The 26457-nt window shown below is 32.8% G+C and carries 22 protein-coding genes; 19 read left to right on the forward strand and 3 right to left on the reverse strand.

Features of this window, described 5'->3' with window-relative positions:
* Positions 1-25: 25 nt before the first annotated feature.
* Entirely contained in the window at positions 26-577 is a 552-nt protein-coding gene (locus tag J2Z35_RS03355; protein ID WP_209659346.1) for a polymer-forming cytoskeletal protein, read from the forward strand.
* A gap of 86 nt (positions 578-663) precedes the next feature.
* On the opposite strand, the gene J2Z35_RS03360 is transcribed toward J2Z35_RS03355, so the two are convergent.
* A complete protein-coding gene (locus J2Z35_RS03360) occupies positions 664-1497 on the reverse strand; it encodes a YitT family protein (RefSeq protein WP_330623362.1) in 834 nt (277 codons plus the stop codon).
* A 245-nt stretch (positions 1498-1742) separates the two neighbouring features.
* On the opposite strand from J2Z35_RS03360, the gene J2Z35_RS03365 reads away from it, so the two are divergent.
* The 15 genes from J2Z35_RS03365 (at position 1743) to J2Z35_RS03435 (ending at position 22198) form a co-directional block, all read left to right on the forward strand.
* Positions 1743-3428 (forward strand): sensor domain-containing protein, encoded by a 1686-nt coding sequence (locus J2Z35_RS03365; protein WP_209659350.1) that lies wholly within the window; start codon positions 1743-1745, stop codon positions 3426-3428.
* A gap of 100 nt (positions 3429-3528) precedes the next feature.
* Positions 3529-3948 (forward strand): NusG domain II-containing protein, encoded by a 420-nt coding sequence (locus tag J2Z35_RS03370; RefSeq protein WP_209659352.1) that lies wholly within the window; start codon positions 3529-3531, stop codon positions 3946-3948.
* A gap of 31 nt (positions 3949-3979) precedes the next feature.
* The gene (locus tag J2Z35_RS03375; RefSeq protein ID WP_209659354.1) at positions 3980-6487 is read left to right on the forward strand and encodes an ABC transporter substrate binding protein; all 2508 of its coding nucleotides are present in this window, start codon (positions 3980-3982) and stop codon (positions 6485-6487) included.
* 12 nt (positions 6488-6499) lie between these two features.
* Positions 6500-7333 (forward strand): CvfB family protein, encoded by an 834-nt coding sequence (locus J2Z35_RS03380; RefSeq protein WP_209659355.1) that lies wholly within the window; start codon positions 6500-6502, stop codon positions 7331-7333.
* A gap of 72 nt (positions 7334-7405) precedes the next feature.
* Entirely contained in the window at positions 7406-7858 is a 453-nt protein-coding gene (locus tag J2Z35_RS03385; protein WP_209659357.1) for a CBS domain-containing protein, read from the forward strand.
* 472 nt (positions 7859-8330) lie between these two features.
* Positions 8331-9389: a galactose/glucose ABC transporter substrate-binding protein MglB gene (gene mglB, locus J2Z35_RS03390; protein WP_330623363.1), complete on the forward strand. Its 1059-nt coding sequence runs from the start codon at positions 8331-8333 to the stop codon at positions 9387-9389.
* A 75-nt stretch (positions 9390-9464) separates the two neighbouring features.
* Positions 9465-10991: a galactose/methyl galactoside ABC transporter ATP-binding protein MglA gene (mglA, locus tag J2Z35_RS03395; protein WP_209659359.1), complete on the forward strand. Its 1527-nt coding sequence runs from the start codon at positions 9465-9467 to the stop codon at positions 10989-10991.
* A 16-nt stretch (positions 10992-11007) separates the two neighbouring features.
* Positions 11008-12057 (forward strand): galactose/methyl galactoside ABC transporter permease MglC, encoded by a 1050-nt coding sequence (gene mglC / locus J2Z35_RS03400; RefSeq protein WP_330623365.1) that lies wholly within the window; start codon positions 11008-11010, stop codon positions 12055-12057.
* Positions 12058-12098: 41 nt separating this feature from the next.
* Positions 12099-13127, forward strand: a complete 1029-nt coding sequence (locus J2Z35_RS03405; RefSeq protein ID WP_209659513.1) for a LacI family DNA-binding transcriptional regulator — start codon at positions 12099-12101, stop codon at positions 13125-13127.
* Positions 13128-13238: 111 nt separating this feature from the next.
* A complete protein-coding gene (locus tag J2Z35_RS03410; protein ID WP_209659361.1) occupies positions 13239-15416 on the forward strand; it encodes a glycoside hydrolase family 3 N-terminal domain-containing protein in 2178 nt (725 codons plus the stop codon).
* A 102-nt stretch (positions 15417-15518) separates the two neighbouring features.
* Positions 15519-16559: an HD-GYP domain-containing protein gene (locus J2Z35_RS03415; RefSeq protein WP_209659363.1), complete on the forward strand. Its 1041-nt coding sequence runs from the start codon at positions 15519-15521 to the stop codon at positions 16557-16559.
* Positions 16560-16657: 98 nt separating this feature from the next.
* On the forward strand, positions 16658-17731 hold the full coding sequence (locus J2Z35_RS03420) for an HD-GYP domain-containing protein (RefSeq protein ID WP_209659365.1): 1074 nt from the start codon (positions 16658-16660) through the stop codon (positions 17729-17731).
* Between the two features lie 18 nt (positions 17732-17749).
* Complete coding sequence (locus tag J2Z35_RS03425; RefSeq protein WP_209659367.1) at positions 17750-19108, forward strand: GTP pyrophosphokinase; 1359 nt, start codon at positions 17750-17752, stop codon at positions 19106-19108.
* Positions 19109-19118: 10 nt separating this feature from the next.
* Positions 19119-20057: a nitronate monooxygenase gene (locus J2Z35_RS03430; RefSeq protein ID WP_209659369.1), complete on the forward strand. Its 939-nt coding sequence runs from the start codon at positions 19119-19121 to the stop codon at positions 20055-20057.
* A 68-nt stretch (positions 20058-20125) separates the two neighbouring features.
* The gene (locus J2Z35_RS03435) at positions 20126-22198 is read left to right on the forward strand and encodes an EAL domain-containing protein (protein WP_209659372.1); all 2073 of its coding nucleotides are present in this window, start codon (positions 20126-20128) and stop codon (positions 22196-22198) included.
* A 19-nt stretch (positions 22199-22217) separates the two neighbouring features.
* On the opposite strand, the gene J2Z35_RS03440 is transcribed toward J2Z35_RS03435, so the two are convergent.
* Entirely contained in the window at positions 22218-22967 is a 750-nt protein-coding gene (locus tag J2Z35_RS03440) for a hypothetical protein (RefSeq protein ID WP_209659374.1), read from the reverse strand.
* Positions 22968-23134: 167 nt separating this feature from the next.
* On the opposite strand from J2Z35_RS03440, the gene J2Z35_RS03445 reads away from it, so the two are divergent.
* From J2Z35_RS03445 to J2Z35_RS03455, 3 genes are all read left to right on the forward strand, one after another.
* The gene (locus J2Z35_RS03445) at positions 23135-24376 is read left to right on the forward strand and encodes a hypothetical protein (RefSeq protein WP_209659376.1); all 1242 of its coding nucleotides are present in this window, start codon (positions 23135-23137) and stop codon (positions 24374-24376) included.
* A 91-nt stretch (positions 24377-24467) separates the two neighbouring features.
* Complete coding sequence (locus J2Z35_RS03450) at positions 24468-24791, forward strand: DUF2325 domain-containing protein (protein WP_209659378.1); 324 nt, start codon at positions 24468-24470, stop codon at positions 24789-24791.
* A 105-nt stretch (positions 24792-24896) separates the two neighbouring features.
* A complete protein-coding gene (locus J2Z35_RS03455; RefSeq protein ID WP_209659380.1) occupies positions 24897-25916 on the forward strand; it encodes a hypothetical protein in 1020 nt (339 codons plus the stop codon).
* A gap of 4 nt (positions 25917-25920) precedes the next feature.
* On the opposite strand, the gene J2Z35_RS03460 is transcribed toward J2Z35_RS03455, so the two are convergent.
* Entirely contained in the window at positions 25921-26457 is a 537-nt protein-coding gene (locus J2Z35_RS03460; RefSeq protein WP_209659382.1) for a hypothetical protein, read from the reverse strand.

Raw genomic sequence — 26457 nt, forward strand, 5'->3', positions numbered from 1 at the left:
CTATTTAATTTAGGAGGGTAATTTAATGAAATTCAAAATGTTATTACTTACTTTACTTGTATCAGTAGGACTTGTTGCTACTGGTTGTACACCATCTGAGCCAGCTCCAGCACCAGAAGAGCCAGCAGTAGAAGAACCAGCAGCTGAAGAAGAGCCAGAAGCAGTAACTGGAGCATCTACTTTTACAGATGAAGAATCACTTATGACTGCAATGGGAGAAAACGGATCATGGATAATCATATTCACTGAAGACTTTACTACAGACCAAGAGCTTGTACTTGAAGGTGAATATACTCATAGAGATGCTGTAACAAGAAAAATCGCTCTTTATGACCAAGATGCTGACAGAAACAAAACTGACCTATACACTCTTACAGCTCCAAAGCTTACTATTAAGAGTGAAAATGCTAAACTTGTAGGCGGAACTTTTGTTGGAGATATCTACGTAGAAGCTAACGGATTCGTTGTAGACGATTCAGTAGTTGAAGGAAATATCCACTTCATGAGTGAAGAGTACCAAGAATCATTTGAAATAGCAAATGGTGGACAGGTTACTGGAGAAATGGAAGTACATTAATAAGACTAAAGCGCTCTAGAGATAGAGCGTTTTTTATTTGTTAATAAAGTGAAAATCCCCGAAGATTTTTAATCTCGGGGAATTTTTTAGCGTATGAAACCTTCGCCAAGAACTGAATGCACTACGTTTGCAGTTACAAAGGCAGCTGGGTCTATCTCTGCAACATATTTTTTAAGCTGAATAAATTCTCTTTTACTCATTACAGCTACAATTACTTTCTTAGGACTATTGGTATAAGCTCCTTCGGCATTATATATGGTAGCTCCTCTTACTAGGTTTCCTATTATGTATTCTCTTACCTTTTCTGTGTTCGTAGTGACTATATTTACATTTATCTTTGTCTCGAGTCCTGCAATTATGTTGTCTATCATAAATCCATTTAAGATGACGCCTAATATTGCATACATACCAAGTCTAGGTCCGAATGTGATGGTAGCCAAAATAGTTACTATAAAATCTACTATAAGAAGTGATTTTCCAATTTCAAGCTGAAAATATTTATTAAGTATCTTTGCTACTATGTCAGTTCCGCCGGTAGATGCATTTTGATAAAGTACCATGGCCATTCCAGTGCTGGATACAAGCATACCAAATACAAGATTAATGAAAATATCATCTGTAAAAGGCTCAGACATTGGAAATATAGCTTGAAAAAGCCAAATAGTTCCAGAAAGTCCTAAACTGGCATAAATACTCCTTGCACCAAACGCAGGTCCTAAAGTTAGAAATGCAATTATAAAGAGAATAGCATTTATTGATAAGAGTAAGAAGCCTATTGAAAATATTGGGAAATTTGTGCTTATTACAAGAGCCAGCCCAGTAACCCCACCAGCTGCAAGGTTAGAGGGGATTATAAAAAGAGTTAGGCCAAGAGCTACAATTATAAACCCTATAGTTATTATAAGATACTCTTTAATCACATTGTTCAATAATATCAAATCCTTTCTTTATATGAAATCATAGATATCATATTACTACTATAAATAATTATTATCAAGTAAGAAATGCCCCATATGAAAAAGTCGAAATTGACTAAATATTAAATAAGTCTATATTTATAATAGCTAGAGGTCTATAGATGCTTATTATGGGAAAAAAAGGGAATAATTAGACTATGAAGCAGTAGTATTTCTCTTATTAATTTAATGGGAAAAGGGGCGATCCCATGTATATAAAAAAAGCTGATATTTTAAGTGGTGACACTTTTTTATTTGAAGCAGTATTTCAAGCAATGAAAGATGGAATAATAATTACTGACAATAAATTTAAGATAATTTGGGGAAATCTTTCAGCTCAAAGAATTACTGGAATAAAAATAGATGATATGAAAGGAAAAAGTCCCAGAGATATAAAGACTGGATTACTTGATGAAGAGCTTTTCAAAGATATCTGGACTTCTCTTATGGTATACGAAAGATGGGAAGGGGAGATTTGGAGTAAACACAGAAACGGTAAGAAATATCCGGAAAAACTTACAATATTTACAGTGAAGGACAAAAGTGATAAGGAAATAGAAAGATATGTATTGATATTTGAAGACTTGACACTAAGGAAAAAAATCAGGCAAAGACTGAAAGTTTTTTCTCAAAGAGATTCCCTTACAGGACTTTGTAATAGGAATGGATTTGAAATAAACCTTCAGAAAAAACTTAGTGACTATAGAGGCGACTTTATCTTTGCTCTTATTTTAGTTGATATAGTGAATTTTAAGGAAATGAATGATTCCCTTGGACAAAATATCGGAGATGAGATATTAAAAAAATGTGCAGTTATATTAAAAGAAAATTTTAAATCAGGATTTTTAATTGGCCGTTATGGCTCTGATGAATTTATAATTGCAACTCCAAGGCTTAAATATGAAAATAAAATATTTGAATTAACTAAAGAAATAAGAAAAAAATTAGAGGCTCCAATAAAAATAGATGATATAGAAGTTAATATTTTGGTAAGACAAGGTGTAGCTTTTTATCCTTTAGATGGTATAGATGTTGATATCCTCATAAGGAATACCAATATTGCATCTTTTTACAGCAAGGAAATGCAAAATGCTCTTGTTTTTTATGATAAAAAGATGGAAGATGAAATGATAAAGAGTTTTTTTATAGCGAATAATATAAAAAGAGGAATAGATGAAGGTGAGTTTTATCTCATGTACCAACCTATTTTTGATATAAATGGCAAAAAGCTTGCAGGTCTAGAAGCATTAGCTAGATGGCAAAATAAAGATATTGGGCTTATTAATCCTATGGATTTTATTTCTATTGCAGAAAAAACAGGAAATATAAACCTTTTAGGAGACTTTATATTGAAAGAAGTGTCTAAGGACATAGTGAAATGGAAAGATGCGGGGATTGATATACCAAAGGTAGCTATAAATATTTCCACAAAGCAACTTGAACATCAAGACTTTTGCTTTAATGCCCTTAGTATATTTGAATACTATGGTGTTAATCTTTTTAAAATAGAATTTGAAATAACAGAGAGCATAATGATGGGAAACATAAAAATAATTCTTGAAAATATCAACTACTTAAATGGAGCAGGGATTTCGATGTCTATTGATGACTTTGGAACAGGATACTCATCGCTAGGACAACTCAAAAATCTTCCAATAAAAAAAATAAAAATAGATAAGATATTCATAGATGACATCCCCTATGATAGCAAAGGGGTGGAGATATGCAGATCGATACTTTCTATGGGGAGAATTTTAAAGCTTGATATCGTAGCAGAAGGAATAGAAACCAAAGAGCAGCTTGAAGCTATTAAAAGAATGGGCTGCATTTTAGGTCAAGGATATTATTATAGTAAGCCCCTTGAACCCCATGAAATACAAAACTCTTTTTTGTAAACACTTTTAATCAATAATTATAACGGCAAAGTCTTTTATAATGTTATAATATAATAGATAGTAATTGAATTTTGATATAGTTTTGATGGAGGAATTTATTTTGAAAATAATAACAAAAGGAGATAAAATTCTTATATTTTTAATCCTTATAATTAATACTCTTCCCTTGTTGATTCCAGTAATTGCTCAAAGTGACAATGGACAGAAGGAAATAGTTGTAAATGTAGATGGCAAAGAAGTTAGCAGATTTCCTATGGAGACGAGTGAGACTTCGTATTTTATAGACTTTGAATTTTCTCATGAATCTCAAACTTATGAAGGGAAGCTAGAAGTTCTTGATTCTAAAGTAAGGCTTCACAGGCTTCCGAAAGAAATTACCCCTCAGGCAATACACTCGGATATGGGGTGGATAAGCAGGCCAAACCAAATGATAGTTGCCCTACCTGTAAAGCTGGTTATTACTGTAGAAGGAATGGACGAAAAAGACTCAGATGAAGATATAGACATAATATCATATTAAGAATCTTTAAATCCGAAAGGAAATACTATAGATGGCAAACAGTAGACATAGAACATATACAATAATAATAGTAGGTATTATAATAGCAACATTTACTCTTATTAATCCTATGATATCATCCTCTGCCCAAACAGATGAGAAAAATGTTTTGATTTTAAATTCTTATCATAGAGGTTTTTTGTGGACTGACCAAACGGTTGATGCCATCACTGAAAAATTCAACCAAAATGAGGCTTATAGTACATCTTTGTTCATAGAATATATGGACTGGAAAAACTATCCGACACAGGCAAATTTAGACCTTTTAAAACAAACCTTAAAATACAGATATGAGAGACAAGAAATTGATATAATAATTGCTACAGATGATGCAGCTCTTGAATTTGCAGTGACAAATACAAAGGATATATTTAACGATGCACCGATTATATTTACTGGAGTAAGTACAGGGAATTATCACAGTCTAACTCAGGATTTTGAAAATGTGACTGGGGTAGTTGAGGAAGCAGAAATAGAGGAAACTCTAAAACTTGCTATGGCAATAAATGAGGATATAAAGCTGGTATATGTGCTACATGACTATACTGAAAGTGGAATAGCCATGGGAAAATCAGTAGCTCAATCTATAAAAAACAGCAGACTTTCTGCTCATTCAATATCTTTTGCTCCAATGTCAGTAGAGAGGATACTTGAAGAGGTAAAAAGCCTTCCTCAAAACAGTATGATTCTAATAACTACATTTCATAGAGACTCCAGAGGAACAATCATAGATAATCCCCTTATAACAAGTATGATAAGTGAGATAGCTCCTGTACCTGTATTTTCTCTTTATGAGATGAGCCTTGGACATGGAGCTATAGGAGGAAAGGTTATCTCTGGAACCTTTCAAGGAGAAACTGCCGCAGAATTAGCCATGAGGGTTTTAGATGGAGAGGATATTAGGGAAATTGATGTTTTTAAAAACGGTACGACAAAGCTTGTTGTAGATTACGACGAATTATCTAAATTTGGTTTTCCGTTAAATAAAATTCCCAAAGATGCTACTATCTTTAATAAACCACTTTCTATTATGGACGAATACAAGGATATTGTTTACATAGGAATATCTGCAATAACATTTCTGAGTATATTTCTGATAGTGCTTTCGGTTGCTTTAAACAGACTAATGACAGCAAAGAAAAAACTTCAAGAAAACAATATAGAACTAAATGCTCTTTACAACCAAATATCTGCATCTGAAGAAGAATTAAAACAAATGGCATATCATGATAATCTCACAGGACTTCCAAATAGAGAGTCTCTAAAGGAAGATATAGAAAATCATCATAGATATACTCCAGACAACCAAGGTATATTTATGGTTATAGATATTGATGATTTCAAATATATAAACGATACAATGGGACATACCTTTGGTGATAAAATGCTTATTGATATAGCAAAAAAACTAAGGCAAAATCTCAAAGATGAGTTGAAGCTATATAGAGTTGGAGGAGATGAATATATAGTATGGTGTTCTAGTGACTTAGAATCTGCAGAGGGACTTGCCCAGGAGATATCAAGATATTTCAGTGAGGCAACCCATGTAGGCGATAGCATACTTCAGGTAGATGTAAGTATGGGTATATCAATATATCCTCAGGATGGTAGTGACTCAGATTCTCTGATGAAAAATGCAGATATAGCAATGTACGAAGCTAAAAGACTAGGTAAAGGAAGATACATTTTCTATAATGATGATATGAAAAGTACAATTGTTGAAAGAGCTGAAATAGAACAAAAACTTAGAACTGCACTTGAGAATAACGAATTCGAGTTATACTTTCAGCCACAATTTGATATATTAAAAAATGAAATATGGGGAGTAGAGGCTTTGATAAGATGGAAAAGTCCAACTCTTGGAACAGTATCTCCAGATAAATTTATAAAGATAGCGGAAGATAGCCAAAAGATAGTAGCAATAGGAAAATGGGTATTTGAAGAATCATGTAGATTTGCAAAAAAACTTTATATGATGGGGTATTATAAGCATACCGTTGCTGTAAATATATCTGTGATTCAGCTAATGCAGGAAGATTTTAATGACTTTATACTAGATACAATCAAAAAATATGACTTATCTTGTAAGACTATAGAAATAGAAATAACGGAATCAGTTCTTATGAAATCTATTGATGATGTTTATGAAAAACTAAGCATACTTAAAGATATTGGAATTAGAATTGCTCTAGACGATTTTGGGACTGGGTATTCATCACTTAGTTATTTGAAGGCTTTACCAATTACTACCCTAAAAATAGACAAAAGTTTTATTAGGGATATGGAAAATGATTTAATGACAGAAAATCTAACATCTTCTATAATAAGCTTAGCCCATCAGCTCAACCTTGAAGTTGTGGCAGAAGGGGTAGAGAACTTAGGGCAGTTTGAAAGAATTAAAAAATATAAAGGAAACAGGATTCAGGGCTATTATTTTGCTAAGCCTATGCCTGAAGAAGATATCATACCTTTTATTGATAAGATATCTGGAAGAATTTAAAGGGAGGTTTAAATGATAGAATTAGGTAAGTTTCAAAAGCTCAAGGTGCTTAGGTTCGTTTCTATAGGAGCATATCTAGGTACTGGAGAAAAAGGGGAAGAGGTTCTTCTTCCTAAAAAGCAGGTTCCAGAAGATATTTCACTAGGAGAGGATATAGAGGTATTTATATACAGGGATTCTCAAGATAGACTTGTTGCAACTACGAGAACACCAAAACTATCTGTGGGTGAGGTTGCACCCCTTAAGGTCATTGAAATCACTGATATAGGAGCTTTCCTTGATTGGGGACTAGAAAAGGATTTATTACTGCCTTTTAAAGAGCAAACTGTAAAGGTAGAAGAAGGAAATGAATATATAGTAGGCTTATATGTTGATAAAAGTGACAGGCTATGTGCTACTATGGATACTTATTCTGTACTATCCTCCGACTCGCCCTACAAAGTAGGAGATATGATAGAAGGAATGATATATAGCATAAAAAAAGATGTAGGAATATTTGTGGCAGTTGATGGAAAATATCATGGGATGATACCAATTAGCGAATCCATGAGACTCTATAGCAGAGGAGAATGGATTAAGGCGAGAGTAATTCATATAGACGAAGAAGGAAAGCTAAGGCTTAGTTTTAGACTTAATGTTGTAGATCAGATGGATAAAGATTCCTATACAATTCTAAAAGAAATTGAAAAACAAGGCGGGACTTTATTTATAACTGACAAATCAGATCCAGAAGAAATAAAAAAGCAACTAAGTATGAGTAAAAAAGCTTTTAAAAGAGGCGTAGGACGTCTTTTGAAGGATGGAAAAATTGAAATAACAGAAGATTATATAAAACTAACTAAATAGAGAATATAAAATAATTGAACCCCCTACTAATGGGTATATTAGATTAATATACTTGAATAAGGGGGTTTTTTTATGAAAGCAAAAGATATAATGACTAAAAATGTTATTACTGTAAAACCTGATGATACAGTTGAAAAGGTAGTAAAGCTTTTAATGGAATATAATATAACTGGACTTCCGGTTGTAGATGAAAATAATCATGTCCTTGGAATAATTACAGAGGGAGACCTTATTTATAGAAGTAATGAGCTTAAAATGCCTAGATATCTTGCAATCTTGGATAGTTATATATTCTTCGAAAATCCAAACAATCTAGAAAAGCAAATCAAAAAAATGATTGGGTATGTGGTAAAAGATGTAATGACTGAAAAAGTTATAGCTGCTGATATTGATGACACTATTGAAGAACTTTCTAAATTAATGACCAATAATAAGGTTAATAGACTTCCGATTTTAGAAAACGGAGTTTTAGTTGGAATAGTGAGCAGAAGAGATATAATAAAAAGCTACAGCATAAGAGAATAAAACATGGAAAGGCCTTAAAACTTAGTGAAACAATAAAATATTTACTAAAAATTTAGTAACTAAATTTAGATTTATAGTATTGATCTATATAGTTTTATTTAGAAATTAAAGATAGAAATATGGTAAAGAGAAAATGGAACCTAAAAATTTTTTTATTTAAATTAATACCCATATAATAATAAATTTTTATTGTTGTATGGGTATTTTATTTTGAATAAAAGAGCTTTAAATATAGATTTATCAATATAAAAAAGAACAAATAAAATTAAGAAAGAAAAAAAATTAGGTAAGTTATTTTTTATTAAATTTCAGAAAGTATTTATCGTAGAAGAAAATATTTTTAGAAAATTCTTTTAATATAGGTTTCGGTTATTGACAAGGGGGTAAATATTTAGTAAATTTTAGGTAGAGCTGAAAACGTTTTCGAATTTAGCTCATTTAAAATATTTTAAAAATAAAGGGGGAAATTTTTGTGAAAAAGTTTCTAGCAATGTTGATGGGACTTATGTTAGTGTTTTCGCTAACAGCTTGTAATTCACCTGAGCCAGCTCCAGCTCCAGAAGGAGAAGAAGGGGCAGAAACATCTGATGAAATGCCTATGATTGGTGTTACAATCTACAGATTCGATGATAACTTTATGTCGTTTGTTCGTAGAGCAATTGAAACAAAAGCTAGTGGAAATGCGGAGCTTATACTTAATGATTCACAAAACAATCAAGCTACTCAAAATGAGCAGGTTGACCTTATGATTTCAAGGGGAGTTAACGCTCTTGCAATTAATCTTGTTGATCCTCAAGCAGCTGCTAGTATAATATCTAAGGCACAGGCTGCTAATCTTCCAGTTATTTTCTTTAATAAAGAACCAAATTTTGCGGACCTAAATAGTTATGATCAGGCGTGGTATGTTGGTACTACATCTTCCGAATCTGGAATAATGCAAGGACAGCTTGCTGCAGATGCATGGAAAGCAAACCCTGAATGGGATAAAAATGGAGATGGAAAAATCCAATATGTACTTTTAAAGGGCGAACCAGGACATCCTGATGCAGAAGCTAGAACACAATATGTTATTGAAGAGTTAATTTCTCAAGGGATAGAAGTTGAGGAACTAGAGCTTCAAACTGGTATGTGGGACTCTATAAAAGGTAAAGAGCTTATGGATGCATGGCTTGCTAAACATGGCGACAACATTGAATTCGTAATAGCAAACAACGATGCAATGGCTCTTGGAGCGATACAGTCTCTTAGAGCAGAAGGTTACTTTACTGGAGACAAGTATATGCCGGTTGTTGGTGTTGATGCAATACCAGATGCACTTGAGCAAATAAAAGAAGGTATAATGCTTGGTACAGTTCTAAATGATGCGAAAAATCAAGGTGCGGCTACTTTTGATTTAGCATTGAATGCTGCAAAAGGACTTGATCCACTTACAGATACAGACTGGACTTTAGATGAAAATAAAGCGGTTCGTGTACCTTACGTGCCAATAACTCTTGACAATATTGAAGTAGCTGAAGAAGCATATAACTAAATCAAATATCAAACAAGGGTGCATATATGCATCCTTGTTTGTATAACAACTGGAATTTGAAATGGGGTGAGACCTATGTTGGAAAAAACCGAGAATAATAAGCGAAATGACGGATACCTACTTGAAATGATTGGAATTTCTAAGGAATTTCCTGGAGTAAAAGCACTTGATAACGTACAGCTAAGGCTTAGAAAAGGAACAGTTCATGCTCTTATGGGAGAAAATGGAGCTGGTAAATCCACTCTTATGAAATGCCTCTTTGGTATCTACAATGAAGATTCCGGTGAGATTTATATAGAAGGACAAAAGGTAAAATTTGACTCAGCAAAACAGGCACTTGACAATGGAGTTTCAATGGTTCATCAAGAGCTCAATCAGGTAAAACAAAGAAACATAATGGATAATATATGGCTTGGAAGATATCCTAAAAAAAATCTTTTTATAGATGAAGAGAAAATGTATAAGGATACTAAAAAAATCTTTGAGGACTTTGCCATAGACCTTGATCCAAGAATGAAGGTGGAGACACTCTCGGTTTCACAGATGCAGATGGTAGAGATTGCTAAAGCAGTTTCCTACAATTCAAAAATCATAGTAATGGATGAGCCTACATCCTCTCTTACAGAAAAGGAAGTAGATCATCTTTTTAGGATAATAAGGACTCTTAAAGAAACAGGAGTAGGAGTTATATATATATCCCATAAAATGGAAGAAATCCTTCAGATTTCTGATGATGTAACGGTAATGAGAGATGGAAAGTGGATATCTACAAACTATGCAAGTGATCTTACAATAGACAAAATAATAAGCCTTATGGTAGGTAGAGACCTTACAAATAGATTCCCAGATAAAGATAATCTTCCTGGAGAAACAATTCTTCATGTGAAAAACCTTACAGCAACCTATCAGCCATCCATAAAAGATGTGTCTTTTGAGCTTAGAGAAGGAGAAATACTTGGAATAGCAGGACTCGTAGGCTCCAAAAGAACCGATGTAGTTGAATCAATATTTGGGATAAGACATACAAATAGCGGAGATGTATTACTTCATGGGACCAAAGTATTAAATAAAGATTCCCATAGTGCAATCAGAAACGGATTTGCTCTTGTTACAGAAGAAAGAAGGTCCAATGGGATATTTGGTGTCCTTGATATAAATTTCAACTCTACAATTGCAAATATTGATGGTTATTCAAATAAATTTGGAATAATTAATGATGCTAAAAGAGCAACAGATACCAAGTGGGTGATAGATAGAATGAGAGTTAGAACCCCAAATCAGAAAACCAAAATCGAGTCTCTTTCAGGTGGGAATCAGCAGAAAGTTATACTTGGAAGATGGTTACTTACAGAGCCTGAAATACTGATGCTAGATGAACCTACAAGAGGAATAGATGTAGGTGCAAAATTTGAAATCTATCAACTTATAATAGACCTTGCTAAAAGGGGAAAAGCCATAATAATGATTTCTTCTGAGATGCCAGAGCTTCTTGGTATTACAGATAGAATACTTGTTATGAGCAATGGAAAAGTTGCAGGAATAGTAGATACAAAAACTACAACACAAGAAGAAATTCTAAAACTATCAGCAAAGTTCTTATAGAAAGGAGCGTGACAAAGTGGACAAAATTAATCCTCCAAAAAGTACACTTAAAGATAGATTCACCCCGAAAAAAATATCGACATTTATGCTAAATAATGCTATTTTTATAGTGCTAGTAGTCCTTTTACTCATTATAATAGCCCTATCCCCATCGTTTTTGTCGGTACAAAACTTTAGAAACATTTTAGCCCAAGCTTCTACTCGTGTAATAATAGCTCTTGGAGTCGGTGGAATAATAATAACACAAGGAACAGATCTTTCGGCAGGAAGACAAGTCGGACTTGCTGCGGTAATATCGGCTTCTTTGCTTCAGGCACCAGCCTATGCCTATAGAATGTATCCGGACTTGCCTCAACTACCAATATTTCTTCCTATACTTCTTGCTGCATCTATCACAGGAATATTTGGTCTTATAAATGGTTTTGTGGTATCCAAGCTTAAAGTTACTCCATTTATAGCGACTCTTGGTATGATGATTATAATATATGGAGTTAACTCAATATATTTTGACAGACCACCATACGGCGCTCAACCTATTGGAGGGCTTGACCCAAAATTTATGATGTTCGCACAAAGAAGTATAAATATAGGTACTTTTATAATTCCATATCTGGTAATATATGCTTCTATAGTAATAGTCCTAGTCTGGATTCTTTGGAATAAAACCAAACTAGGGAAAAATATATATGCTATAGGAGGGAATCCTGAAGCTGCTGCAGTTTCTGGGGTTAATATTGCAAGAAACATAATGATAATATATATGATAGCTGGAATACTCTATGGATTTGCCGGTTCATTGGAAGCGGCACGTGTAGGAAGTGCTACAAACAATACAGGTAATATGTATGAACTTGATGCAATTGCAGCCTGCGTTGTAGGTGGAGTATCATTTACAGGTGGAGTAGGAACTGTAGCAGGTGTAGTTACAGGGGTACTTATTTTTCAGGTAATAAACTATGGACTTTCGTTTATTGGAGTAAGTCCTTATCTTCAATATATAATAAAAGGACTTATAATAGTTACTGCAGTTGCAATAGATACTAGAAAATATATAAAGAAAAAATAATTAATAGGTGTTTTTATCCTAATGCAGAAAGGACTGTGGAAATGGCTACCATAAAAGATATAGCGAAAGAAGCAGGGGTTTCGCCAGCTACAGTATCTAGGGTCCTCAATGAAGACATCAGGCTTTCGGTTGCAGAGGATACCAGAAAAAAGATTTTTGAAGCGGCAGACCGCTTGAATTATAAGACAGTAAGGCAGAGAAATAAAAGAAGCAAGGATAGAACAAAAATAGGAGTAATACACTGGTATTCTCAAAAGGAAGAACTTGGAGATCCTTATTATGTTTCTCTTTCCAAGGGAATTGAAAAGGAGTGCAGTATAAGAAAAATTGAGACAAAATCTATATATAAAAATCAAGGGATGTATCCTCTAAGCCAACTCAAGTCCTTAGATGGCATAATATGTATTGGGAAATTTGCACAGGAAGAAATAGATGAATTTAGAAGCTATTCAAAAAATATTGTATTTGCGGATTATTATCCAGATGACGATAGGTGCGATTGTGTCATTGTTGATTTCAAAAAATCCATGGAAACTATAATGAATTACCTATTTTCCCTAGGACACAGACGGATAGGGTATATAGGGGGAAAAGAGTATGTAGGAAAAGATAAATCTCTTATCAAGGACAAAAGAGAATCAGGCTACAAGAGGTATATGGAAGGTTACGGTATATACAATGAAAATGATGTGTATACTGGAAAGTACACGACTGAAGAGGGATACAAGCTTATGAAAAAGGCGATAGAGGATTCAGAGAAGAAGCTAAAAAATATGCCTACTGCATTTTTTGTGGGGAGCGATTCCATGGCTATGGGAGCTATGCAGGCTCTTTATGAAAATAAGATATCTATACCTTCGGATATATCTATAGTAGGGTTTAATGATATAGAAGCATCAAGATATCTGATTCCTCCCCTTACAACCGTAAAGGTATATACTGAGTTTATGGGAAAAACCTCAGTTGACCTTCTACTCGAAAGAATAGTGGAAAAAAGAGAGATTCCTAAAAAAGTTACGATTCCAACTAAACTGGTAATCAGAGATAGCTGTAAAGACATAAATTCGTAGGAAAAATTTAATAGCATCAGTTAAAAAAGTTCTAATATCTTGCCTTAGGGAATTTTATTAGGACTTTTCTATTTGGTAGAATGAGTTTTATCTTTTAAAAAGGAGAATTTTATGAGTAAAATATACCAAAACCCTTATTATAGCAGCAGTGAGAGAGCAAAAGATCTTTTAAAAATCATGACCATAGAGGAAAAGATTGGTCAGATGTGTCAAATGGATGGAAGGATAGATACAGAAAAATGGGTAATTGAAAGAGGCATAGGTTCTGTACTTCATGTTACAGGAGAAATGATAGGGGATATTCAGAAAATGGCTGATAAAACCCGACTTAAAATTCCTGTACTTATAGGAATAGATGCTATACATGGGCATGCTTTTCATAGCGGAGCGACGGTTTTCAATAGTCAACTTTCAATGGCATGTAGCTGGAACAAAAAAATGATTGAAAGAATGGCGAAAATTACAGCCATAGAGGTAGCTCTTACTGGAATACACTGGACATTTTCTCCAGTCCTTTGCATCGCAAGGGATATGAGGTGGGGGAGAGTTGGAGAAACCTTTGGAGAAGATCCCTATCTAATATCAGAGCTTGGAGAAGCAATGATAAAGGGATATCAGGGGGAGTCTCTTTTTCATGACTATAGCATACTAGCATGTGCAAAACATTTCGCAGGATATGGTGAAACCGTAGGAGGAAGAGATTCTTCTGATGCAGAGGTATCAAGAAGAAAGTTAAGAGAAATATTTTTCAAGCCTTTCAAAAAAGCTGTAGAAACTGGAGTTTCTTCTATAATGGCAGGATACAACTCAATCGATGGTACTCCCTGCTCCAGCAATTCATGGCTACTTAAGGACGTCCTTAATGAGTGGAATTTTGAAGGCTTTGTGGTGACGGATTGGAATAATATAGGGAACCTACACCATATACAAAAAGTAGCTGAAAATATGAAGGAAGCATCAAGGCTTGGAATAGAGTCAGGAAATCACATGATGATGTCAACTCCTGAATTTTATGAAGAGGCACTAAATTTAGCAAAAAAAGGTGAGGTCTCATTAGATATGATTGATGATGCTTGTTACAGAATTTTAAAGCTAAAATTCGAACTAGGTTTATTTGATGGTAGGAAAACCTTAGAATCAATAACTGAAAAAAGTCTTATAGGGTGTCCATCTCATGTAAAAGAGGCTTACAATCTAGTAGCAGAATCAATTGTAATGCTAAAAAACAGCTCCATATTACCTTTAAGAGATAATATCAAAAAAATCGCAGTAATTGGACCAAATGCTGATGATATACAGGCTCAGCTAGGAGACTGGTCATTTGGAACAAGAGAGCATCCTCATATACCAACATGGGACTATCATAGGGATTATGATGCTTCAAATGTCGTAACTGTTCTTGGCGGTTTAAGGGATAGGGGGAATAAAAAAGGAGTGGAGATTTCGTATCACAAAGGCTGTAGCTCAGAAAAAGAAGATGAGAGTGAAATTAAAAGGGCTATAGAAATAGCTGAGGAGTCCGATATCATAATTGCAGTCGTTGGAGATACAAATATACAAAACGGAGAGATGAGAGACAGATCGGACATAAACCTCAGAGGTAGTCAAAACTCTTTATTAAAAGAGCTAAAAAACACAAAAAAACCTCTAATAACAGTGCTTATTTGTGGTAAGCCTCTTGATATAAACTGGATAGAGGAAAACTCAGATGGAGTTTTACTGGCTTTTAATCCAGGACAGGAAGGGGGAAATGCCATAGCAGATATTATCTTTGGTTATCAAAATCCAAGTGGAAAGCTCCCTATATCTTTTCCTAAAAGTGTTGGACAACAACCAGTATATTATAATGCTCTTCCAGGATGGCATTCAGATAGATATATTGAATTAGACTCAAGACCCCTTTATCCCTTTGGATATGGTCTTTCCTATTCCCGTTTTGGGTACTCGAATTTGAAAGTTTCAAAAGAAGTTCTAAATAAAAATGATATTTTAACAGTATCTGTAAGTGTTTTTAATTCATCATCCCAAAAAGGCATGGAGATAGTACAGCTTTATGTAAACGATATATACAGTACTGTGGTGACTCCATGTAAAGAATTAAAAGGGTTTAAAAAAATAGAGATGCCTCCTAATGAAATGAAAACAGTCACCTTCGAAATTCCTATATCATCACTTGGCTTTTACAATGAAATGGAAGAATATTGTATTGAAAAAGGGGAATTTGAAGTAATGGTAGGGTCTTCATCAAAGGATGAAGATTTATTGAAAAAAACAATAAGAGTCAGTTAGGCTTTGAATATATCTATTCTGTACTTTGGAATAGATATATTTTGCGTGCAAAGGTTTTTATATAGTATAATAATTTAAAAAAAGATTTAACGGAGTGGTGGGATGAGGGAAAATTTAGTATCAATAGATAGAAAATTGATTGGAGAAAAAATAACAAAAAATATTTATAATTCTAAAGGGGTGCTAATAGTCACAAAAGATACTATACTTACGGAACACATCTATAGAAAACTTAGAGAGTATAGGATTGGAAACATATATATTGAGATACCTAAACATAGAGAAAAAGAAAATGAAAAGATTTATAAAGAAATAAAGGTTTCCTATAGGAAAGCAATTAAAGATATTAAAGAAATCATATCTCAAATTTCTATCAATGGAAAATTGGACTGCGAAAAAATAATAGAGATGAAGGATGCTATAAAGTTAAATTCAAAGCACCAAGGATATTTTATAGACTGTATTAATGAGCTAAAGCAAGTAGATGAATACACCTTCAATCATAGCATCAATGTGGCTGTATATTCAATGCTTATAGCCTCATGGATGAATCTCCCTGAAGAGCATATAGAAAATATTATTATGGCAGGAATACTACATGATAGTGGAAAATCGAGAATTGCAAAACAAATACTAAACAAAGAAGGGCCACTTAATGAACAGGAGTTTAAGGAAATAAAAAATCATCCAAGACTAGGGTATGATATATGTAAAAAAATTGAAGCCCTTGACAATAATGTGCTCCTTGGAATACTTCAGCATCATGAAAAATCTGACGGTTCTGGATATCCTTCTAAATTAAAAAATCAAGAAATTCATCTTTATGCAAAGATACTTGCAATAGCGGATGTTTACGATGCACTTACTTCGAAAAGAGCGTACAAAGATAAACTTACGCCATTTGATACCTTTAAAAAGATGGAAGAAATAGGCTATAGCCATTTTGATCCTGAGGTACTTCTGATATTTCTTAAACACATGTCTTACTACTATATAGGATTTAAGGTAAAATTAAACACAGGAGAGCTTGGAGAGATTGCCTACATATCGTTAAAGGATGAATATAAACCTATAATAAAAACAGATGAAAAGATAATAGATATTTCAAAAACAAGTACATATAAAGTTGTAGAACTTATATAAGTAAATAATATTTATATAGATTAGAGTTGTTATAAACCTACCTATATATGATTAATTATAGAAAGTTATATAGTAAATTATAAAGTAAAGAGGTAAAAATGAGAATTTGTAGCGTAGATAAATTAAAACCAGGAGTAAAGCTAGGAAAGCCTGTATATGACATAAAAGGAGTTTTTTTACTTGCTAAGGATATGCAGTTAACAGAAGTAATGATAAAAAGACTTGTAGCAAATAAAATATATTTTGTATATATAGAGGATGAGATATCAGAGGGGATATCCATAGAATCAATTATAGATGATCAAACAAAGGCCACTATAATAACTACGATGAAAAATATAATGGAAAATAAAATTGATTCAAAGGGCAACTCTGGAATGATACCTAGAGAAGAATTTAATAAAATCAAAGAGATAGTGGATACTCTTATAGAGGAAATAAAATCTAAATCAGACATATCATATATGGCAGTGGAGCTGATGGGTACAGATATGAATACTTATTCCCATTCTGTAAATGTGGCTATACTTTCTATATTAAATGCTGTGGACTATGGATATTCTATGGATATGTGCGAAAAAATAGGTATAGGAGCAATTCTTCATGATATAGGAAAGACAAAAATAGATACATCGGTTCTTCAGAAACAAGAACCTTTCACAATGAAGGAGCTCGTGGAAATGCAAAGACATTCCGAGTATGGTTATGAGATGGTGAGAAGAGACCCCTCTATTAGCGCAATCTCTAAGGCAATAATACTTAATCATCATGAAAAACTTGATGGAACAGGATACCCTAATAGAATTCAGGCTAGGTATATACCTGATTTTGTAAGAATAGTAACTATGGCTGATATGTTTGATGCAATGACAACAGACAGGGTGTATAGAAAAAGACTTCCTGTTCATACTGCCCTTGAATTACTCATGACGGATTGTGTATCAAAGTTAGATTCAAATGTATATAAAAAATTTGTCAAAAATGTTGTTTTATATCCTCCAGGAACATTAGTAGAACTTAATGAGGGAACAAAAGGAATAGTAATAAAATATGACAAAAGCAATCCCACAAGACCTCTCCTAAGAGTTTTTGAATCCGACAAATTTGAATATAAATCTAAAATAGATTTAATGAACCATCTTAATCTTTTGATAGAGAGAACTTTGGATTAAACCAGAAATGAGGTAGTTATGAAACTTGAAATTTTTGGATTTATCAAAGATACTATTGAGCTATTAGAAAAGAAAGAAGAAAAACTTCAGGAAAAAGTTTTTGATCTTAATAATTTTTTTGAAAGAGAGTTTTCTGACAAGGATTATTTTTTAAATGTAAATCATAGAATTAAATCTCCTATGAGCCTTAAAGAGAAGATATTAAGAAATAACTATTACTTGAAATACAATAATCCCCATACTTTTCTAATGAATCTTCCAGACTTAATAGGGGTAAGGCTAGAATGTAGATTTATAGAAGATGAAACTAAAATATATAAGGATATTGTAAGAATATTTGATAATAAGTCTGAAGGTGGGTATTATTATAACTCTGATGACCCAAGCATACTTCTCAAATTAGATGATATACAGCCACAGGTCCAAAAAAATGGCTTTGAAATATATAAGGTGGATGGAAAGGTGTTTTGCGAGGGGGACTTGTTTAAGTTTGAACTTCAAATAAAATCCCTTGTGAATATTTTTTGGGGTGAAGTAGAACATAAGATACTCTATAAAAATTATAATTATATGCTTATGGAAAATTTTTACAGAGATATAATGTCATCCATAAAAGGGAATATGACAATGATAGATAGACAGCTTATGATTCTTCATGACCACCTTAACGAAGTGAATTCAAATAAAGAATCAGGTAGGATAAAACAGTTTGAATCAATGCTTGCTAAAATTATATATGAAATTTATTCAGTGAAGATTAAGGAAAAACTTGGTTTTGTAGTAGACTTTAGAAATACCTGTAATCTAATTATGAATTATATAACAAAAAAAGAAAGACCTAGCGAAAGAAGTGAGTACCTCCTCTTAATCACAAATATTCTTATACGATTTAATGAAATTGCTGACGATTCCTTGAACTTTGACGAATATCTTTCCTTTGAAAGGGAAATTAAATTTGACAATGATTTTTGTAGCCGTATAGGAACTTCAATTTTGGATGTAATAAACAGGGATTTTAGATGGAATATGCTTTTTAGAATAATATTCGATATAGAAAAAGGTAATAATGCTGAAGATTTTGAGGGCTTTGTTATTTTTTTAAGGGAAAGATTTCTAGTAAAACTAAAGCCTGAACTGGCCGCTTTGTCTATACTTGAAAATGAAGAAAGAAACCTTATAGAAGAAGGCTTAATGAGCTATATTGCCGATATATTTACTATGAATATAGATATAGATTTTATGAATAATGATAATATTGAAAGATTAAATGATATTATTCTTAATTTAGTTAGAAATTTAAAGAGCTACAAGCAGTGGGAAGATGAAAAGGAAATAATAAAAGAAAGACTTTTTATGTCTTATACAATGAACCCTTAGGAGGACTATTATGAAAACCAAGTTAACTGAACTACTGGATATTAAATACCCTATAATACAAGGTGCCATGGCATGGGTTTCTGATGCTGCTTTGGCAGCAGCAGTTTCAAATGCCGGAGGTGCAGGTACGATAGCTGCTGGGGGAAGAGATGTAGAGTGGGTAAGAAGTGAAATAAGAAAAGCTAAGTCACTTACAGATAAGCCCTTTGGAGTAAATGTTGTTTTAATGGCAGAAAACAAAGATGAAATAGTTGATGTAATATGTGAAGAGCATGTTGCGTACGTAACACTTGGAGCGGGGAATCCAGTTCCATATTTTGAAAAATTTAAAAGCGCTAAAATAAAAGTGATTCCAGTTGTTCCAAATCTGAAGCTTGCAAAAAGAGTGGAAGAAAAAGGGGCAGATGCCATAGTAATAGAGGGTATGGAAGCAGGGGGACATATAGGTAAGATATCAACACTAGCTTTAATGACACAGGTTATACCTGAAATTAATATACCTGTAGTTGTAGCTGGAGGATTTGCTGATGGGAGAGGGCTTTTAGCTGCACTCTCAATGGGTGGAGCTGGCATTCAAATGGGAACTAGATTTTACGCTTCAAGGGAGTGTACATCTCATATAAATGCTAAAGAGATGATAATAAAAGCTGGAGATACAGATAGTGTAGTTACTGGATATCTTCACAATCATGCAGTTAGAGGAATCAGAAATGAGATGACTGACAAATATCTGGAGCTTGAAAGAGAGTGTGCAGACTATGGAAAGCTTCATGAGCTAGTGGTTGGAAGTAGTAGAAAAGCTCCTATAGATGGAGATATAAACTGGGGATTTGTACAGGCAGGACAGAGCCTTTCAGTAATAAAATCCATTGATAGCTGTAAAGACATAATAGAAAGTATAATAGAGGAGGCTAATGAGTCTTTAAATAATTTAAAAAATATTTTTTAAATTCTATGATCTAAGAGATTATAAACGTATCAGCATGACAAAATAAGGGCTAGGAAAAGGAGAGATTCATGGATAATCGTCAGCAAAAAATGGACAATTATGAGCACATAAAATTCCAAGATTCTAAAGAAGCATTTATGATTTCACTGATATACGGAATATTAGGATGTCTATGGATAATTTTTTCTGATAGGGTTATTCTTGGAATGTTTCCCGATACCCAGTCTTTTGCTAAAGCCCAGACCTTTAAGGGCTGGATATTTGTATTCATGAGTTCAGTTTTGATTTTTATTTTAATAAAAGGAAGGATTAAAAATATAAATGATGGAATGTTAAAGCTCAAAGACAGTTATGAAGAGCTTAATTATACCCATGAAGAACTCCAAGCTGTAGAGGAAGAACTAAGAGCTCAAATAAATGAACTTACTCAAAGTGAGGATAATCTTTATAATGTCCAAATGATATTCGATAGTATAAAAAATAGTGCATCTGTTATTATTATATTTTGGGATACTCAAGGGAATATTCAGGATGTAAATAAATTTGCGGAAGAGCTTACTGGATATAAGAAAAAAGAGATTTTAGATAAAAAATGGTATGAGGTATTAACCCCTGAGATTAACCCAACAAAAAGTCAGCAAGTTATAAAGAAAATACTTGAAAAATCCAAAAGTGAATATAGAGACAGCTGGATTGTTTCAAAAAGTGGCAAAAAGGTAAGTGTGATATGGAATAATACAGTACTTGTAAACTCCTATGGAGAGACTATAGGGGTGCTTTCATTAGGGACAGATGTCACTCCTCTTAAAGAATGGGAAGACAAACTTACAGATATGGCATATTATGATACTCTTACAAAGCTTCCCAATAGACTTCATTTTGAAGAGTGTTGTTTGAAAGTTATAGAGGATTTTAAAAAAGAAGATAAAGAGTTTGCTTTAGTCTATCTTGATATAGATAACTTCAAACATGTAAATGATACTTTAGGACACTGGGCTGGAGATAATCTTCTAAAAGAAGTTGCAAATATATTAAACTCCCTTGTAAAAAAACCTAATTTTGTAGCAAGGGTAAGTGGTGATGAGTTTGTAATAATTCTTAAAGACATTAACTCAAAGGATGATGTAATATATCAGACTAATGCTATTGTTTCAGAACTTAGACGTACATGGACCTTCAAAAATCACGAATTTTTTATATCCATAAGCGTTGGAATAAGTATGTTTCCAGAACATGGAAAAGACATGGAAACTCTTTTGAAAAAAGCAGATACAGCAATGTTTGTAGTAAAAGAAGACGGTAAAGACAATTACTGCTTCTATTCAGAGGATATAGAAACAAGAACTATCCAAAGGGTGACTATAACCAATGAAATGAGAAAATCTATAAAAAATAATGAACTTATACTTAATTATCAACCTATATTTGACCTGAAAAAAATGCATATGATAGGAACAGAAGCTTTAATTAGATGGATTCATCCCACAAGAGGATATGTGTCCCCACAGAGCTTCATACCTCTTGCTGAAGAGACTGGATTTATCAAAGATATAACAAGATGGGTAGTGGGGAATGCTTGCATGCAAAACTCCATCTGGAACAAAGAGTTTGGAAAAGACATGAAAATATCTATAAATATATCTGGAAGAGATTTTTTGGAAGATAGATTTTTGGAGGACTTGAAGGAGTTTTCATTAAAATACAGAATTCAAAGCTCCTGTGTTCAACTAGAAATAACAGAAACCTCTGTAATATCAGATATTGACCACGCCATAGAAAAACTAAAAGAATTAAAGAAGCTTGGATTCACTATTGCACTAGATGATTTTGGGTCAGGTTATTCCTCTTTGACCTACATAAGAAAGCTTCCGATAGATGCCTTAAAAATAGATAGGGGGTTTATAAACTCCATTACTGAAAATGAAAATGATAAAAATATAGTAAAAATGATAATAGACATGGCCCATCTCCTAGATTTCAAGGTTATAGCTGAAGGAATAGAAACAGTAGAGCAACTTAATATTCTAAAGGATTTTGGTTGTGACATGGCTCAAGGGTATTATCTCGGTAAGCCAGTAGGGCCAGAGGAAATAAAAAGTCCTCCTCTTTTTTTAAGGGGAAGACTTTTTTTATGCCCATAGAATTGTAATGATGTTTTCTCTATTTCTGTAAATATGCAGCTGATACTTTTATAAACTGGCCATCGGCAAGGACAACTCTCAAAGGTTCATTAAAGTAGGATTTTTTAACTACATCCTCTGGAAGGGGTCTTAAGCTATTAGTAATCTCTACATATCCATAATTTATAGAGGGGGATAAAGAATATTCTCCTGGTTCAATATCTTTTCCTACTAAAAAGCGACCATTTAATACACTTTCAAGATTTAATTTTATTGGATTTATATCTTCAAAAGAAATAAGCTCTGATGATATCAAATTGAGATATTCACCGTCATTAAGCTTCACGTAGGTTATTTCTGAAAAAACATCATTGTCAAGTATTTCTAGCATCACAGGTGAAGAAGTAGCAGATACTCTATAATAACCAACTGAATTACCTATAGGAGATAGCATATATACCCCAGGAGAAATATCCTCACCTATTTTAAAATTTGAACTATTCGAATCATTGACATATGAAATATCAGAAAGACTAGAAAAACTAGAATTCATACTTTCAGTGTTTTTAACCTCATTAACAGACAAAGATTCACTTGATTTTTTTTCTTCCTCGATTTTTTTCGCTTCTTCAGCTTTAGCCTCTTGCTGTAATTTGATTTCTTCAAATGTTTTTTGTTGATTTAGAAAAACTGTCACAGAAAGACCCAAAACTCCTCCAACAAGAGATAGAAAAAGAACAATAAGAAAAAAGAATTTCATTTTTTCAATTATTTTATTTTTTCTTTTCATAATTAAGCTCCTATTTTAAGTTAAAATATTATACAAATCATTATATATTAATATCGGATGATTATGGTATTAAATTTATATCATAAAGGAAATTCCACAACAGAATTTTATATGATACTATATTCTTATACTAAGTTTCACTAATATTATGAAAAAGAGGAGGAAAAATGAAAAGACTTAAATTTATTACGTTGATATTGGTTTTGATTATACTAATTCAGGGTCTTTGGCGAAACACCATGAACCTAGAATATATATACTCTATGGAAAAAAATATTGGAATATTGGATAGTCATATAAAGCCTTATGAGCGAGACATACTTCATCTTGTATATTTAAGGCTAAAAAATATGGAAGATAATAGAATATCAAGAGAGGATCCTGTAATAAAGACAGATGAACAAAACCTAAGAATTCATTTTAATTCTCAACTCAATCAGCTTACAAATAAATATCTTCTTGGAGATGAAATAATATTAGATGAGGGTACAGAGGAATTATTGCAAGACGATTTACGTATGAGAATTATATCAAACGCCATAGAAGTTGTGAATGAATCAGATAAAGAGGAGCTTCAAAGAGCGGCTGACTTATATATGGAATCTAGAAGAACTTTTTATATTGAGGCAATGGCAGAGATATTAAGACCTTATGAAAATATAGATACAAATCTATTTATAAGACAGCTTCAAGATCCAATAGATATTCAAGGCTTTTTTTATATAGGAGAGCAGTTACAGTATAGAGATAGAGAACCTTCAGTTACTACTTTTTTAAACACTGAAGAACTGCCTTTATATGAAGAGCTATGGAGTGAAATAAATAGAATAATTCCAAGTAGCCTTACTGATTCTATAGATGGCATTGTAATTTACTCGGGAATGAAGGGACGAAATCAGCCATATATCAGACAAGGGGAGATGGGTGACTTTAATCTTTATTTAAATAAAGATAAAATTTTTACATCAGAAGGATTGGCTCCTGATTTCTATAAAGAAGTGCTTACCGAAATTGCTTTTTTAATCACAACAAGAGAGGGACAAGCTGAATATAGAGAAAGGCCATCAATAACAAGATTTTTTCAAAACGGCATGTTAGCCAATCTTGATTCTTATTTGAACCAATTTTATATAAGGCATTGGCAGGATTTGCAAAAGGATGCTTCTATAAGTAGAGGGCTTAGATTTTCTGAAGGTACCTATTTATTTTACTTAAGACATGAAAATAAGTTTGTTTCTTATGATGCCGCCTATGGTCCAATGGAGGATTTCGCAGAATCTTTTTCTACATTTGTATTACAAGAAAAGCCGTCAGGAAACGAAATTTGGGAGCAGAAAATTAGATTTTTTTATGAGTTTTCGGAATTTAGCACTATTAGAAATAATATAAGAAGAAACCTAGAAAATTAGATATGATTTATCATATCTTTTTTTTTGACAAAAAATTGATTAAAGGTTATAATAATGATATTCATTATCAATAACTTTGAAGAGGTGAAATATGAAAGCTTTATTAGTAGGAGCAGATAGATTGGGAAATATACCTTCCACATTAAATCAATTTGGTATAAACGAATACATACACTGGAGCGGAAGAAAAAAGGGAATGAGAAATTATGAAATTCCTGAAGATGTAAAGATGGTAATAGTTTTTTATGATTTTATAGAACATGGACTTACAGAAAATGTAAAAGAAAAAGCGAAAAAGTTAAGCATTCCATGTATATTTTCAAGAAGAGCATGCAGTGACCTTGCCTGTAGGCTAGACAATTGTAAGGAATGCAAAGAATTTTGTAAATATGCTAAATCTGAAGTAAAGCACTAATAAAGATTCTGGCGTAAGAGTAGAGCTCTTATTGTCAGAATCTTTTTTAAAGATACGTTGATTAAAATCCATCCTAAGGGTATGATTAATATAGGAGGGAATGATATGAATGCAGGAGTGTTTTTTAGTATAGCAACTTACATTGGGATGCTCTTAGTTTTCTGGATTTCTGAGAAAAACCTTATAGAACAAGTCCAGTGCGGATGTATTCATTTTAAAAAATACAAATTTTCCCTTATTTTTTTAAGTGCAATCCTTGGAATTATTTTTTATTTAAAGGGAGATATAGCTATAATTTATAGAATAAATCTTACTCTTATTCTTATCTTTAGTATTCACTATATTCACTGCATATCGGATATTGAAAACTATATAGAACGTAAGGCAATAGAGGATGAAACTATAAAAGAAATTCATGAAAATTATTATAAAAAAGATAAGCTATTAAATACCCTTGGTTTTCTTATAATGTCTATAGTATATGTATATGGATACAGATTTGATTCTGTGTTTCTGCTTTTATGTTATGTGTTTTTTATTAATATGAGACAGATATATGTAAGAAGAAAAGATGGGTTTCAAACCTCTGTAATATTCTTTGGGGGAGCACTTTATATAAGATCGGATTTATATCTCAGTAATTTTGAGCTTGAGCTATCTTTGCTTATATATTTCTTTATTTTTCTTCTTTATGACATATATAAATCAGAGGGAGAAGATAAGCTAAAACAGACTCTATCTATAGCCTTAATACTTCCAGTAGCTCTTTTTATGGGAGCGTACCTAAGAGACCACAGGATAATAAAAGATGCAGGACTCGAAAGAGCAGTGAGGGATGTTTTTTTAGAAAAGGGTATTTTTGTAGAGGAAATTGAAAGAGCTCCATTTTCTGAGGTGAGAATACTTATAGTTGAACCTAAATACATGGTAAGAGAGATTGATGGTATTGAAAAACTTGAAAACCTTGAAGAGATTCATATCCTTGGACCAAGGCTCAAAAGCATTAAAAGTCTTTCGGAACTTGATAATCTAAGAAAAATCGTGATTTCCTCAGAAAATCAAATATTTGTTAACGACATAGTGCATATGTTTCCAGAGGCGGAAATAGTAGTACAGGGACTTTAAAATATCAGTCCCTTACTTCTCCGCCTTTTTTTATTCTTAATGATGTAATTCCTCCAAATAAAGTTCCTAAATACCCAAGTGAAAATATAAGTACTCCCATAAATATAAAGGTAATGGGACCAAATACTCCATAAAGTATATTTCCAGTTACAAAATCGGTTATAAAGAGAGAAACTGCAAAGCTCCAAAAAGCATAGGAACTAGAAGCTATTTTTATAGAGCGTTCAGTAGAGTAGTGATTAGGAATAATAAGACCTGTAAGATCACTAAAAATTCCTGCTCCAATTATTGCAATTCCCATAAAAAGGGAAAAAATTGAAATAACTATACCAAAGACTGTACTTATTATAGTCATAGTCCAAGGCCTTCTTGTATGCTTTAAGGATAAATACATGACAAGAGAAAGATAAGGAGCCATAACAAGAAATTTTGAACCGGGCAGGGGTATAGTTTTACTTAAGATATATAACATATATCCCCCTACCAATAGTGCGGAAGCCATAAGAGCCATAAATGTCAGTTCCCCTGTGTTTCTTTTCAT

The organism is Acetoanaerobium pronyense (genome assembly GCF_017874355.1).
Taxonomy (GTDB): domain Bacteria; phylum Bacillota; class Clostridia; order Peptostreptococcales; family Filifactoraceae; genus Acetoanaerobium; species Acetoanaerobium pronyense.